The sequence below is a fragment of the Micromonospora globispora genome (assembly GCF_003857015.1).
In the GTDB taxonomy this organism is placed as follows: Bacteria; Actinomycetota; Actinomycetes; order Mycobacteriales; family Micromonosporaceae; genus Micromonospora; species Micromonospora globispora.
The window spans coordinates 1-13,920 of sequence record NZ_QGGF01000292.1 but is presented as its reverse complement, the minus strand read 5'-3'; the positions used below and the strand labels follow the sequence as shown (position 1 = coordinate 13,920).

The window sequence follows — 13,920 nt, the reverse complement described above, 5'->3', positions numbered from 1 at the left end:
GCATGGGCAAGAAGACGATCCACGTCTCCGACTTCAGCGGCACGGTTCTGCAGCCGGACGACGAGGTGGTCCGCGTCGTCGTGCTGGAGCACCCTGACCTGGTGGCCGGGCCCGTGCAGTTGGACGCCACCCCGATCGAGGTGGAGAGCATCGACGACGCGGCGCTCGACGTGGCGGTGGTGGAGATCCACGACAGGCACGGCGGCGGCGAGCCGCGTCGGGTCGTGCTGACCGCCAGCGAGTTCGACGCGATGGCCACCGACGTGCCGATGGCGCAGCTGCTGCGTACCGCCGAGCGCGTGAAGCCGCCGAAGACGCGGCGCAGCGCGGAGAAGGTCGACTACGGCACCATCGAGCACGCCGGCAAACCGCACCGCGGTCGGGTCACCGAGGAGGAGGCCCGGCTGGTGCGGGAGCGGCTGGATGAGGTCAACAAGCGCCTCGCCGACGCCGGCATCCGCGAGGTCGACCCGAGCGACCCGGAGCACGCCGCCCGGTACGGCTTCCCCACCGCGCCCTGACCGCGTCGCCGGTCGGGTACGCGCCCCCGTGCCGCGCACCCGACCGGCGTTCAGCGGCGACCTCGGCGGCGTCGCCAGTACGCGACCGTGACCGCGGCGAGCAGCGGCGGCCAGGCCAGCTGGGGGGCGTAGCAGGCGGTCATGATCCAACCGGCCAGCCCCTGCGGCGCGTCCGGGTCGCCCATGTTCTCCGGCCCGTTCCACAGCGCCACGGTGGGGATGGCGATCAGGGTCAACGCCAGCGCGCCGATCGCCGCCACGGTGACCGGGAGCGCCGTCGGGATTCGTCGGCCGCCCAACCGGGGCACCCAGCCGGGCACCACCTCTCCCCACGGCCGGACCAGCCCGAGCGTGAGCAGGGCGACCGCCTCGGCGGCGAGGGTGAGCGCGAAGACGTACGGGGTGATCCAGCCGGGGGCGTGGTAGAGCCGACCTAGCTCCCCGGTGAAGCCGATCGGGATGCCGACGCCCAGCGCGATGCGCCACAGCCCGGACGGGAGCACGAGCAGCGGCACGGCGTGCGCCGCCCAGCGGGCCCAGCGTGGGACCGGACCGGTCACGGTGGCGGTGGTCATGCCGCCTCCCGCGTCCGGGCCGCGACGGTCAGCGCCATCGCGGCCTGACGCGTGCTGAGGAAAAAGGTTCTGACGGTCATCGGTGCGCTCCTGTCCGGGAGAGTCCACCAGGGACTCTGCCGAGCGGAGGCGCACCGCTGATCCCCGGCGCGGGGGATCCTCGGTCCCCCGCGCCGGGGGTCACCGCCGCGCGGCCTCGGCCAGCGCCGCGGCGAGGGTTTCCTCCACCGCCGCCTTCTCCAGGCCCAGATCGGCGAGGACGCCCTTGCCGTCCTCCTCCTCGAGCAGGGCGAGCAGGATGTGCTCGGTGCCGACATAGTTGTGGCCGAGCCGCAGCGCCTCCCGGAAGGTCAGCTCCAGGACCTTCTTGCCGCGCGCGTCGTAGGGAATCAGGTCGGGGACCCGGTCGACCGCCGCAGGCAGGGCCGCGGCCACCGTCTCCCGCACCCGCTCCAGGGGTACGCCCCGAGCCACGATCGCCTTCGCGGCGAGCGCCTCCGGCTCGGCCAGCAGGCCCAGGACCAGGTGCTCGGGGCTGATCTCGGCGTTGCCGGCGGCCCGGGCCTCGTTCTGCGAGGACACCACCACGTTCCGGGCCCGATCGGTGAAGCGGCCGAACCCGGCGTTGGGGTCGAGCGCCGCCGCCGTCTCGGCCTTGGCGGCGGAACGCTTCTGGGCGGCCTGCTTGGTGACGCCCATGCTGCGGCCGATCTCGGTCCACGACGCGCCGGAGCGGCGGGCCTGGTCGACGAAGTGACCGATCAGGTGGTCCGCGACGTCGCCGAGATGGTCGGCCACCATCACCGCGTCGGAGAGCTGGTCGAGCGCGTCGGGGTGCACCTTCTTGATGGCCTCGATCAGCTCGTCGAGGCGTACCGGGTTGCTGATCTGCAGGGGATCCGTCATGCGTCAACCATAGGTTGACGCGCCGCTGACGTCAACCGATAGTTGACGATCCCCGGCGCCGGTCAGGGCTCCGACCAGGCCGTCTGAATCACCCGGGCGCCGTCGCGGCGGCATACCAGGGTGCCCCGGCCGGCCGGCATCGACTGCGGCCGCAGCCCGCCCAGCAGCGCCCCCTCCTCCCGGTTGCCGGACATCAGCAGCCCCGGCGAGTCCACCTCCCGCAGCCGCTGCAGCACCGGCTCGTAGAGCGCCCGGGCGGCCCCGCCGACCCGCCGGGCGATGATCAGGTGCAGGCCGATGTCCCGGGCCTGGGGCAGCAGTTCGTGCAGGGCGTTGAGCGGGTTGCTGCCGCTGGAGGCGACCAGGTCGTAGTCGTCCACCAGCACGTAGACGTCCGGGCCCTGCCACCAGCTCCGGCTGCGCAGCTGCTCGGCGGTCACGTCCGGTCCCGGCAGCCGCTGCACCAGCGCCTCCCGCAGCGACGCCAGCCCCTGCGCGAAGACCTGGCTCGTGGGGGCGTACCCCAACAGGTGCTCGCCCTGCACCGCGTCGAGCAGGCTCCGGCGGTAGTCGCCGACCATCAGCCGGGCCTGCGCGGGCGTACGCCGGGCCACGAGCTGGCGCATCACCAGCCGGAGCAGGTTGCTCTTGCCGCACTCGGCGTCACCGAAGACGGTCAGGTGCGGTTCGCTGTCCAGGTCCAGGTAGACCGGAGCGAGGGCGGCCTCGTCCAGGCCGATCGGCAGGCCCGTCGCGGCCGGGTCGCTCAGCTCGGCCAGCTCGGTGACCGACAGCCGGAGCGGCAGCAGCCGCACCGGCGGGGCCGGCTCCCCCGACCACGCCTGCGCCACCCGGTCAATCAGCGCGGTGGTCGCCTCCGCCAGATCGTCGACCCCGTGCCGGCCGTCCACCCTGGACAGTGCGGTCAGGAAGTGCAGCTTCCCCGGGGTCAGTCCGCGCCCCGGCGAGACCGGCACCCGCGCCGCGGCTCGCCGGTCGATCTCCGAGTCGGTCGGATCGCCGAGCCGCAACTCCAGTTTGGTGCCGAACAGGTCCCGCAGGCCGATGCGGAGGTCCATCCACCGGGAGGCGGTGAGGATCACGTGCACCCCGAAGGCGAGCCCCCGCTGCGCGATGCCGCTGATCGCCACCGCCAGCTCCTCGTCCTCCTGCCGCACCGTCTGCCAGCCGTCGACCAGGAGGAACACGTCACCGAACGGGTCGTCGGCGAACTCGCCGGCCGCGCGCCGCCGGCGATAGTCGGCGATGGAGTGGACGCCGTGCACCGGGAAGCGGGCCTCGCGGTCGTCGAGGACGGCGGAAACCTCTGCCACGGTCCGCCGCACCGCCTCGGTGTCACGCCGACCCGCCACCCCGGAGACGTGCGGCAGCGCCGCCAGTTTCCGCAGCGTCCCGCCGCCCAGGTCCAGGCAGAAGAACTGCACCTCGCGCGGCGTGTGGGTCAACGCCAGCGCGGCCACCAGCGAGCACAGCAGGGTGCTCTTGCCGGACCGCGCCGTACCGACGACGGCGACGTGGCCGGCCGACCCGGCCAGATCGAGCCGCAGCGGCTCCCGCCGTTGCGCCACCGGATTGTCGAGCAGGCCGACCGGCACGGTCAGCGAGCCACCACCCTGGCTGACGGTGAACCCCCGGGTCGCATGCGGGGCCAGCGGCGGCAGGAGTTCGTCCAGGCTGGGCGGGTCGCCCAGCGGCGGCAGCCAGATCGGGTGAGCGGCCGGGGCCCGCCCGCGCAGCGCCTCCACCACGATGTCGAGCAGGCTTCGCCCGGCCAGCTTCGCCGGCTCCGCGATAGCGGGGTCGGCCTCGTCGAGGGCGAGCGGCCCGGAGACGTACGTCGCCCGGAACCGGGTCAACGTCGTGCCCGCCTTGAGGTACGCGTGCCCCGGCGCACTCGGCAGCTCGTAGGCGTCGGGCACGCCGAGCGCGATCCGGCTCTCCACCGCCGAGAAGGTCCGCAGTCCGATCCGGTACGACAGGGCGCTGTCCAGCCCGCGCAGCTTCCCCTCCTCCAGCCGCTGGCTGGCGAGCAGCAGGTGCACGCCGAGCGAGCGGCCGACCCGGGCGATTTGCAGGAACACGTCGACGAAGTCGGGGTTGACCGTCATCAGCTCCGCGAACTCGTCACAGATGACCAGCAGGGTGGGCAGCGGTGGCAGCGGGACGCCGGCCGCCCGGGCCTGCTCGTACTCCCACCGGTTCGCCTGGTTGCCGGCGCGCAGCACCTCCTGGCGGCGGAGCAGCTCGCCGGTGAGCGCCTGCGCCAGGCGGTCGACCAGCGTCAAGTCCTCCGACAGGTTGGTGACCAGCGCGCTTACGTGCGGCAGCTCGGTCAGCGGGCCGAACGTCGCGCCGCCCTTGAAGTCGACCAGGGCGATGTTCAGCTCGTCGGACGAGTGGCGCGCGGCGAGGGCCACGACGATCGTCCGGAGCAGCTCGCTCTTGCCGGAGCCGGTCGCGCCCACCAGCAGGCCGTGCGGACCCATGCCGCCCTGGGCCGGCTCCTTCAGGTCGAGGAACACCGGTCGCCCGCGTGCGTCGACGCCGACGGGCATCCGCAGGTAGTCGGGCCCGAGCGGGGTCCGACGCCCCTCGAGGCGCGACAGTGCCGCCCGGTCCGGGACACCGAGCACGGCGACCGCTTCGTCCACCTGCTCCTCGGCGACGGCACGGGCGGGACTGCGCTCGGCCGTCACCCAGGTCGTTCCCCATGCCTCGGCGATCACGGAGACCATTGACGCGGCGGCCTCCGGCGTCCCGGCCTCCGGCTCGGTCTCCACCTCGGCCTCGCCGCCGGACAGGAAGGGAAGCGCGATGCGGAAGGTACGCCGGCCGTGGATGGCCCAGCCCGGCATGTTCACCGGCAGGCGGGCCGCCTGGTCGGGGCTGACCAGCGACTCCTGTGGCTGGGACAGCCGGGTCTCGATCCGCAGCTGCGGCAGCTCACGCAGATCCTCCGGGATCACCCGCCAGCTGCGCTCGAGGATGACGACGTGGATCCCGTACCCGAGACCCTTGTTGGCGAGGTCCACCACGCGGGAGGTGAAGTCGGGCAGCAGGGTGGCGAAGTCGTGCCAGCGGTCGACCACCAGGAAGACGTCCGGGCAGGGGCCGGCGTCGAGGCCGGCCCGCCGGGCGCGCAGGCTCGACGGCGACTCCAGCTCGTGCCGGCGGAAGAGCTGCTTGCGGTCGAGGACGTCCTGCTCCAAGCGGTCGAGCAGCTTGCCCACCTCGCCCACCTCGTCGTCACCGAGCACCGCGCGGACGTGCGGCAGCCGGCGCATCGGCCCGAGCCAGTTCCCGCCCGACTCCAGGCAGTGGAACGCCACCTCGTCGTCGGAGTGGGTGAGCGCCAGGCCGCCGATGATGGTGCGGAGCAGGGTCGTCTTGCCGGTGCCGGCGCGGCCGACCAGGAGCAGGTGCCCGTCCGAGGATGCCAGGTCCAGCCAGACCGGCTCACCGGCGAGCTGGTCGATCCGCTGCGCCCGGCCGACCGGCACCTTGAGCAGTCCGCGCCGGCGCCAGTCGGTGGCGCAGAGCTTGACGTCGTCGGCGGGCTCCAACGGACCCAGAAGGTCGCCGAGGCGGGGTTCCCGCTGGTCCCGATGCCGCCGCTGCCGGTGGTGCCCCTCCCGGGACAGTGCGATGTGGATCTCGTCGCTGGCGCTGCCGAACTGGCACGGCGTCTGCGCCGAGCGCTTCGGCAGCTCCAGGTGCACGTACCGCCAGAGGTCGTCCGGGGTGATCCGGCCCTGCCCGGTGATGTCCGCGGCGCCCGTGCCGAGCCCCTGGATGATCGTCTCGGTGAAGGCCGACCGCAGCCGGGACGCAGTCCCGGAGGTCGGGCTTCCGTCGCGGGCCCGCTCCACCGAGTTGGTCGCGGTGATGACGTACCGGCCGTACCCGGTGCTCAGCTCGCCGTCGATGGCCAGGTCGTCCGTCGTCTTCAGGCCGTGCCCCTCGAACGCGCCGCTGTAGCAGCAGTCGAGCAGGATGACCGAGCTGGCCGCGTCGGACTCGTCGAGCAGCTCCCGGACGAAGGAGGCGGAGATCGCGGTCGAGGAGAGGTGGTCCACCTCGGTGTTGGCCACCGCCAGGTGGAGACGTCCCCGCTTGCTGCTGCGCACACCGTGGCCGGAGAAGTAGAGGACGACGAGGTCCTCCGGCCCGGCCGCCCGGAGCATCGACTCCATGGCTCGCTCGATGGAGCTCTTCGACTCGTTCTCCAGCAGCAACGTCTCGTGGAACGCGCCGACGTCCGGATCGGCCAGCAGGCTGCGCAGGTCGCGGGCCTCCTCGCGGGGCGCGTAAAGGTCCGCCAACGACCGGTCGATGTAGCGGTCGTTGGCGATCAGCAGCGCCCGTCGCTGGCCCACGGCTCAGCTGCCGGTGGTGTCGCTCCCGCGGTCCCGAGGCGCGGGTAGGGCGGGAGTCGTGGTGGCGTCGGGACCGCCATGCGGACCGCCCAGCAACTGCGCCAACTCCTGGAGCACCCGCGGGTCGAGCCGGGTCTCCCCGGTAATGACGAACTCCCGGTCACCGTTGCGCAGCCTGATCGAGCGGGCCTTGATCCGGTCTGCGTACGCGACCGCGATCTGGGCCAGGGCACGCATGGTGGTGGCCGAGAAGAGCCCACCCACCACCAGCATCCCCAGCTCCCAGGCCTGCTGCGACTTGCCGTGGTCGACGGCCGGCGACTGAGCGTGCGCGACGCGCAGGCCCCGCACCGTACGGAGGTCATCGGCGAGCCCCGCGGTGAGCTCGTCGATCCGGCCGGCGGGGAGCGCCGTTTGCGGCTCGATCAGCAGGGAGAGTTCTGGCACAGGGCACCTCCGGCAGCACAACTGTCTACATTCAACACCACGGGCTCCACGCGCTCCGAATCCGTCGCGGACCGGGGCGTCCGGCACCGATCAGGCGACGAAGCGGGACCGGGTCCGGGCGGGCTCCACCATGGCGTGGATCACGCCCCTTGCTTCGAAGGCCAGGTGTCGGATACGCCGCTGGCCGGCACCCCTGGTGGGGTGCCGGCCAGTGGTCGGTTCACGGTGTTCGGTTGGGTCAGCTGTTCCAGTGCTGGGCGACCAGGTCAGCGGCCTGCTGCTCCCACTGGGCGTAGGCGTCCGGGTAGGCCGACACCTGCACCGTCTGCGCGGCCTGCGTCAGGGGCATGTCCTGCCACCCGTCGACCTGCTTCAGACCCTTCTGGAAGGCCATGGTCGAGTACTCGGGGTCGGTGATCTGCTCCGGGGTACCCCAACCCGAGGACGGGCGCTGCTGGAACAGGCCCAGCGAGTCGTGGTCGTTGCGGTCACCCAGGTGACCCAGGTTCTCCAGCTTCGACTCCTGCAGCGACGTGGCGACCGAGATGACCGCGGCCCGCTCCGGCATACCCGCCTTCTTCGTCGCCGCGATGATCGCCTTCGTATTCGCCGTCTGCTCGTCGTTGAGGGTGATACGCGACTGCGCGCCCTGCACACCATGCGGCATCAGCTTGCTGGTGTCCACGGCCGGCTTGTCGGCCTGCACGGCCACGGCGGCGGGCGTGGCGTCGACCGGGGTGGCGGCGTGGGCGGTCAGCGGACCGGCGAACACACCACCGGCGAACGCGAGACCAGCAACACCAAGAACGCTCTTACGGAAGATCGTGTTCATGGGGGAAAGCTCCATTCGGGGGTCGGCGCACGCCCGACGGGGGTCAGGGCCGCGCGCAAGCACCGTCAGGCGCCCAAGAAAGCAAAAAGGGGGGAAAGTCTTCATCCGGGTCGACCGCGGGGCCGGGGGGCCTGCTCGCGGCGCCGGGACCATGTGTAACGACCACCGGCCGGCCATCATTCCGGGCCAGACCCATCCGGCAGGATCCCGCGGGGGCGGGGCTGCTACCTCGGCCGTCGGGGATGTGTAACGCCCCCACCCCCGCCACGATTCCGGCCAGGGGATGCCGCCGGTCACACCCTCAAACCGGACACCGGCCTCCACACGACTCAGCCGACTACCCAGACGTCGCAGCCGGGATGACCGGGGCCAGCACGGCAAGATCCGCACAACTTCAGGGAAACAGGCCCCTCCGAACGCGTTCAGGCACCAACTTCGGGGAAACTGCGCGGATCTTGGGCAGGCAGCGCGGTTCCGCCCTCGCAACGCGGGGAGGTGCCCAGGTCAGGGGTGTGGCCCGCCAACCGCAACCACTCAAAGACCGCAAGGCACGGCGAAGCCACCCTGACCCGCCACGTTGCGCAGAGGTCGGTTCGGTCAGGAGCGGGCGTCCAGTAGCCGGTCCAGGTTCACCGCCGTGCTGATGAGGGAGAGGTGGCTGAACGCCTGCGGGAAGTTGCCGGTCTGCTCCCCGCTCGGCGCGATCTCCTCCGAGTACAGGCCGAGTTGGCTGCTGTAGGTGAGCATCTTCTCGAAGGTCAGCCTCGGCCGCGTCGATCTGACCGGGTACATCGCGGCGAAGAACGGGTTCGAAGGCCTCGTCCGGGGTCTGGCCCGTGAACTCGGCCCGAACAACATCACCATCAACACGGTTCGCCCAGGCTCGATCGAAGTCCCCGCCGAGCACACCGTCGTCAACGACCACGCCGCAATGGTGCGACGCCAACTCGACCGGCAGTGCATCAAGCGTCGTGGCCAGCCCGCCGATGTGGCCGCCGCCGTCGCCTTCCTACTCTCCCCCGCAGCCGGGTTCATCACCGGACAGGCGCTCAACGTCGACGGCGGCTGGCACCTGTCGTGAGGGACCAGGTTCTCTGGATGCGCCACGGCACCTGCCTCGACGGGCTCTGCCGCCCCCACGCCCACGCCCGACCCGGTACGCCGCTGACGACGCGAGGGATCACCGAAGTCGTCAACACAGCCCGCCGGCTGCTCCACCTGAGCACCAAGCCGGATGTGATCCTCACCAGCCCGCTCCCACGGGCAACGATGAGTGCCCGCATCCTGTCCGAGATCCTTGGAGCACCGATCGCACCGCCGGATCCGCTCTACGCCGAGTGGCGCTCCCCCGACTGCGTACTCGGCCTGAGCCCCGACGACTACCCGAGCGAGTACCAAGCGTGGCGCAGCGAGCGCCTTCGTGATCCGGATTCGGCTTTACCCGGTGGGGAGAGCCTGACCGCGCTACGACAACGCGCGATGGAAGCCGTATCGCGCGCCCACGAAGCCGCCCAGCAGGGCGCAGTGCTGATCGTCTCGCACCGCGTCTTCATTGACAGACCCTGGCCGCCACCCTGGATGGCGACCGAAGCCCGCAAGAAGCCTTCCAGGGCACGGGTCGGGCACGAGCTTGTCAGCAAGCCTAGAGTCGGGCTCCGGGGTCGAGTAGTCGGTCGAGTTCCACGGCCGCGCTGATCAGTGCGAGGTGGCTGAACGCCTGCGGGAAGTTGCCGGTCTGCTCGCCGGTGGGCGCGATTTCCTCTGAGTAGAGGCCGAGGGGGGTGCTGTAGGTGAGCATCTTCTCGAAGGTCAGCCTGGCGTCTTCGAGCCGTCCGGACTGCGCGAGGGCCCGGACGTACCAGAAGGTGCACATGGTGAAGGTGCTCTCCTGGCCGGGCAGGCCGTCGGGTGAGGCGCTCGGGTCGTACCGGTAGACCAGGCTGTCGGAGACCAATTCTGCGTCCATGGCCCGCAGTGTTGACCGCCACATCGGGTCGGTTGGCGACACGAATCCGACGTAGGGCATGGCGAGCAGTGACGCGTCGAGGACGTCGGTCGTGTAGTGCTGCACGAAGGCACGGCGTCCGGGGTGGAAGCCACGGGCCATGATCTGGTCGTAGATCTGGTTCCGGGTACCCACCCACCGGCTCGTGTCGGCTGGTCGTCCGCGTCGGTGCGCGAGGCGGACAGCTCGGTCGAGGCCGACCCAGGACATCAGGCGCCCGTAGGTGAAGTCCTGCGGGCCGCTGCGGGTTTCCCAGATCCCGTCTTCGGGCTGGTCCCAGTTGTCGCACAGCCAGTCCATCGTTCCTGCCGTGTTCAGCCACCCCTCGTGGGTGCCCTGCAGACCGTGACAGTCGGCCTCGTGAAGGGCGTTGAGTACCTCGCCGTAGATGTCGAGTTGCAGCTGGTTCGCGGCGCCGTTGCCAATGCGCACGGGTGCTGATCCGCGGTAACCCTCGAGGTGGTCGAGCGTCTCCTCGCTGAGATCGGGTGAGCCGTCGACGCGGTACACGCACTGCAGCGGCACCTCCCGTTCCCTGGCCTCCCGGACCCGGTCGTCCAGCCAGTGCATGTACTGCCACGCTTCGTCGGTGAAGCCCAGGGCGAGCAGGGCGTGTACGGAGATTGACGAGTCGCGGATCCAGGTGTAGCGGTAGTCCCAGTTGCGCTGGCCGCCGATCTGCTCCGGCAGCCCGGCGGTGGGGGCGGCGACCAGCGCGCCGGTCGGTGCGTACGTCATGAGTTTGAGCGTGATCGCGGACCGATGGACCGATTCCCGCCACCGGCCGGTGTAGCGGGAGCGGGCCAGCCAACGCCGCCAGAAGTCACGGGTCTGCTCCAGCAGCTCCTGCACCTCGCAGGGGGTGTAAGTGCGTGGCCGGTCAGGCGACACTCCGGTTTCCAGGACCACAGCCCCGGCCTCGCCCTCGCCCAGCGTGGTGACGGTCCACATGCCGCCCTCCTTACGCAGGACTCCTTGCTCGAGCGGCCGGGTTTCGGGGTAATGAACGAGGCTCGCGGCAAGGGAGAGCGCAGGGCTGCGGAAAACGTACCCCTCGGGGTAGGTGTCGACCTCGTGCGGATCCCGCCCGTAGTTGAAGCGGGGTTGGCAGTCGATCCGGAACCGCATCGTGCCTCGGACCATCCGCAGCATCCGCACCAGGCGGTGGCGGTCGGTAGGCTGATCCCCCGCGATGGGCATGAAATCCACCAGCTCACCTACGCCGTCCGCGCTGAGAAAGCGGGTGATCAAGATCGGCGTGCCGGGCAGGTACAACTGCTTACTCGTGTAGTCGACGCCCTCCGGCGAGACCTTGAAGTACCCACCCTTGTGTCGATCGAGCAGGCCGCCGAACACGCTCGGCGAATCGAAGCGTGGGGCGCAGAACCAGTCCAGCGTCCCGTCCATCGCCACCAGCGCCGCGGTCTGCAGATCACCGATCAGGCCGTGGGCCTCCACCGCAGGGTACGAGTCCACCCAGCCCTCCCCATCTCACCTCATCGACCGCGCCACTACCTTAACCGGGTGAAACCCGTATCACGGCTCGTAACGCACGAAAGCACACCCACCTGGTGGCACACACGTACGCACTTTCTTCGGCAGGTCCCTGAGATGCGCCAGCCGACTGTCCGCCATCCCGGCTGCCGTCGACCCGCCCTCCTGGGGAGCGGGCCACCGCCCGGCCCGCCACGTCAAGCGGACCTTGACGGCTCGTACGGACGCTGGCGGGTCGGGCGGTGGTCTGCTCGGCTCGCCCGGGTCGATGGCAGGCGGGATGGCCTACCGCAACCACCCACGGACCGTGACCCGCCGACGGAGCCCCGGCCATCCTGGAGCCGGAGCGCCCCCGCCGGAGGCGCAGTAGCCGCTACCCCACGACCGCCGCCAGCTCGCCGACGCGGCCGGGCGTGCGCTTCCCTACGCCGCGCGGGCTCTTGGCCGCGCGGCCCGGCCGGCTGCCGGCCCACCACCTCACCCGTCAACGCACTGTTGTTCTGCGGCGGCACTCCGGGCTCTCCCGCTCTTCGCGCCAGCCGCCGGGCGTCAGGCGTGACGGCTGCAGAGCGACAGCGGCAGCGGCCGGCGCGCGCCCAGGCGGCGGCGCGTGCGGCCCGTTCAGGGCCGCCTTGAAGACGTACAGAAAGTTTGAACCACATCGCCGGCAGCCGGCAGTGTCGTACTCCGCTTGACGCGTTACGGATTGGCTCCACACGATGCGCGACGCTCCCGCCGATCGTGACGTTGACGGAGAGAGTGCCGCTCGGCGGTCCTGGTCACGTGTTGCTGGGGCGGTGGGGACCGGGTGGGGAGATCGGTGCGGCGTGCCGTCGTACACGAATGTTGTCGGCGATGACGATGCCGGTGAGGACTGTGCCGGTAGCGAAGGCGTTGACGAGCGGTGGCAGGAGCAGCATCGGCGGCAGGAGGCAGGCGAGCGCGATCAGCCCGATGAGATGGGTTCCGAAGAGGCGGCTGTACACCAGGTACCGCAGAAGGGCCCGACCGGCGAGGAACAGCGCGGTGCCGCCGAGGATGGTGACGGTCGTGGTCGCGCGTGGATGGCCGAACGGGTCGTCGATGACCAGTTGGGCGCCGACCGAGGTGACGACGAGGCCGGCGATCATGACCAGGTGTGCGTAGGACACCAGGGTGCCGAGCCGGTCAGGGTTGGCGGAGGCCTGGATGGCCGGCCCGATGTCTTCTCCGGCGCGGTAGATGTAGATCCGCCAGATCAATGCCGTGCCGGCGAATGTCACCACGAACGCCACGGTCTGTTCGGTGGCAAAGCCGCGACCGGTGAGGCTCGATCCGATGGCCAGGATTACTTCGCCGAGGGCGATGACGAACAGTGCCCGGTGGCGGTCGGCCAGGTACTCGCCGCTGGGCGGCAAGTCCCCACCGGCCAGGCGCCTGAGTCCTGGCAGGGGGTAGCTGAACCGTCGTGCGGTGTAGATGAGGACAACCGCGAGTGTCCACAGCGCCGTACGTGCTGTGCCTGAGGCGACCGCCCCGGCCAGCCAGGGCACCGCGGTGGCGGCGTGCCAGATCGCCCCCTTCGAGCAATATGTTGCAGCTCCTGGCCCCGCAACAGGAGCACGAGGACCAGGCTGCGGCCGATCTGGATGGCAAGGTAGGTGACCGCGAAGATCAGGCCGGTCTTGCCGAACGCTTCGGGGACCGCCGCGGAGAGCACCAGGGCACCCACCATGGTGGCGAGGACCAGCAGTTGTACCGGCGGCCGCCGCGGGTTCAACTGTTCGGTCACCCGCGCGGTGAGGGACCACACCCATCCGATGGCCAGCAGCAGCACCAGTGCCTGGAACGCGCCGGACCAGGTCAGGTTATTGAGTAGCTGCTGGGCGAGCGCGCGGAGCGCGAAGACGAACACCACATCGAAGAACAGCTCCAGGAACGACGCTCGCGCGACGTCCTCGAGCTTGCGAAGCAGTCCGTTTGTGCCACTCGTCGTCACCGGACCGCCTGCTCCTACCGATCTTGGGTAGGTATTAGCGTATCCGTCCTCTTTCGCTTATATGGCCAAGTCCCGAGCTCTCCCTCAAGATCGTTTAGCCGGCATGGTCACGGATCATGTGACATCGATCCGAAACGCATCAAGTGGAGCCCGACAGCCGGCAGCCGGCAGCCGGCCTGTGTCCTGTCACGGGACATGCTTGACGCTCACGTCCCACCTGATGCCCGACATGATCCTCAGCTTGTTCTTTAACCCGTGCGTCGTTTACGTGCGTTGATGCTCAGGTCGCGTTTGGCGGTTTTGCCGACGTCGTGGCGGGGTGCTGGTCTGTGGTTGGTGGATCCGGGTGGGCGTCCGGGACCTGGTCGTGTGGGTTTCGGCGCAGCGGCGGGCAGGGCGGTCTTCGCGCGGAGGTTTCGAAACCCTCGACGGACCCGGGCGGGGGTGAGCCGGCCGGGTGCGGTGGGGCGTTCCCAGGGCCGGCGTAGATCCGCGGCGAGGGGTCGGGCGAGGCGGAGCTGGGTGTGGGTGGCGATGATCAGCCAGGTCCAGCGGTCGGCGGCGTCGGGAGTACGCAGTTTCGGTCGGGCCCAGCCGAGGGTTTGTTTGAACAGTCGGAACGTGTGTTCCAGGTCAAAGTGTTCCGCACCGGGTTTGATGGAGACATCGAAACCTGGGAGGAACACCAGCGATGCCCGCACCGAAGAAGTACAACGATGAGCTGCGTGAGCGTGCGACCCGGTTGGCGGTCGAGGCCCGTCGGGA

Annotated in this window: 10 protein-coding genes and 3 pseudogenes; 3 read left to right on the top strand and 10 right to left on the bottom strand. The window is 70.5% G+C overall.

Annotated features, from left to right (window positions below):
• The first annotated feature begins 2 nt into the window (after nt 1-2).
• Nucleotides 3-521 carry a hypothetical protein gene (locus tag DKL51_RS14200; protein ID WP_109944193.1) on the top strand — a complete coding sequence of 173 codons (519 nt, stop codon included), beginning with the start codon at nt 3-5 and terminating at the stop codon, nt 519-521.
• Between the two features lie 50 nt (nt 522-571).
• Here DKL51_RS14200 and DKL51_RS14195 read toward each other — a convergent pair whose 3' ends face one another.
• The 6 genes and pseudogenes from DKL51_RS14195 to DKL51_RS14170 all read right to left on the bottom strand — a co-directional run.
• Nucleotides 572-1,096 (bottom strand): hypothetical protein, encoded by a 525-nt coding sequence (locus tag DKL51_RS14195; RefSeq protein WP_185734798.1) that lies wholly within the window; start codon nt 1,094-1,096, stop codon nt 572-574.
• 180 nt (nt 1,097-1,276) lie between these two features.
• On the bottom strand, nt 1,277-2,002 hold the full coding sequence (locus DKL51_RS14190; RefSeq protein WP_109964500.1) for a Clp protease N-terminal domain-containing protein: 726 nt from the start codon (nt 2,000-2,002) through the stop codon (nt 1,277-1,279).
• A 62-nt stretch (nt 2,003-2,064) separates the two neighbouring features.
• The gene (gene eccCb / locus DKL51_RS14185; protein WP_124812140.1) at nt 2,065-6,399 is read right to left on the bottom strand and encodes a type VII secretion protein EccCb; all 4,335 of its coding nucleotides are present in this window, start codon (nt 6,397-6,399) and stop codon (nt 2,065-2,067) included.
• Nucleotides 6,400-6,402: 3 nt separating this feature from the next.
• Nucleotides 6,403-6,846, bottom strand: coding sequence for a hypothetical protein (locus DKL51_RS14180; RefSeq protein WP_109944197.1), 444 nt, complete (start codon nt 6,844-6,846; stop codon nt 6,403-6,405).
• Between the two features lie 238 nt (nt 6,847-7,084).
• Complete coding sequence (locus DKL51_RS14175) at nt 7,085-7,678, bottom strand: hypothetical protein (protein ID WP_124812139.1); 594 nt, start codon at nt 7,676-7,678, stop codon at nt 7,085-7,087.
• A gap of 597 nt (nt 7,679-8,275) precedes the next feature.
• Nucleotides 8,276-8,440 (bottom strand): annotated as a pseudogene (locus tag DKL51_RS14170) (glycoside hydrolase family 15 protein); the annotation flags it as partial.
• Here DKL51_RS14170 and DKL51_RS14165 point away from each other — a divergent pair.
• Nucleotides 8,418-8,759: an SDR family NAD(P)-dependent oxidoreductase gene (locus DKL51_RS14165; RefSeq protein WP_109966154.1), complete on the top strand. Its 342-nt coding sequence runs from the start codon at nt 8,418-8,420 to the stop codon at nt 8,757-8,759. The pseudogene DKL51_RS14170 and the gene DKL51_RS14165 overlap by 23 nt on opposite strands.
• Before the next feature lie 17 nt (nt 8,760-8,776).
• Entirely contained in the window at nt 8,777-9,373 is a 597-nt protein-coding gene (locus DKL51_RS37155) for a histidine phosphatase family protein (RefSeq protein WP_124812138.1), read from the top strand.
• Here the strand turns inward: DKL51_RS37155 and DKL51_RS14155 are convergent.
• The 4 genes and pseudogenes from DKL51_RS14155 to DKL51_RS36910 all read right to left on the bottom strand — a co-directional run.
• Nucleotides 9,321-11,159, bottom strand: coding sequence for a glycoside hydrolase family 15 protein (locus DKL51_RS14155; RefSeq protein ID WP_124812137.1), 1,839 nt, complete (start codon nt 11,157-11,159; stop codon nt 9,321-9,323). The genes DKL51_RS37155 and DKL51_RS14155 overlap by 53 nt on opposite strands.
• 797 nt (nt 11,160-11,956) lie before the next feature.
• Nucleotides 11,957-12,709 carry a low temperature requirement protein A gene (locus DKL51_RS36340; protein ID WP_498070920.1) on the bottom strand — a complete coding sequence of 251 codons (753 nt, stop codon included), beginning with the start codon at nt 12,707-12,709 and terminating at the stop codon, nt 11,957-11,959.
• Nucleotides 12,710-12,768: 59 nt separating this feature from the next.
• Nucleotides 12,769-13,155, bottom strand: a pseudogene (locus tag DKL51_RS37670) (low temperature requirement protein A); the annotation flags it as partial.
• A gap of 248 nt (nt 13,156-13,403) precedes the next feature.
• Nucleotides 13,404-13,793: pseudogene (locus tag DKL51_RS36910) on the bottom strand (NF041680 family putative transposase); the annotation flags it as partial.
• Between the last annotated feature and the right edge of the window lie 127 nt (nt 13,794-13,920).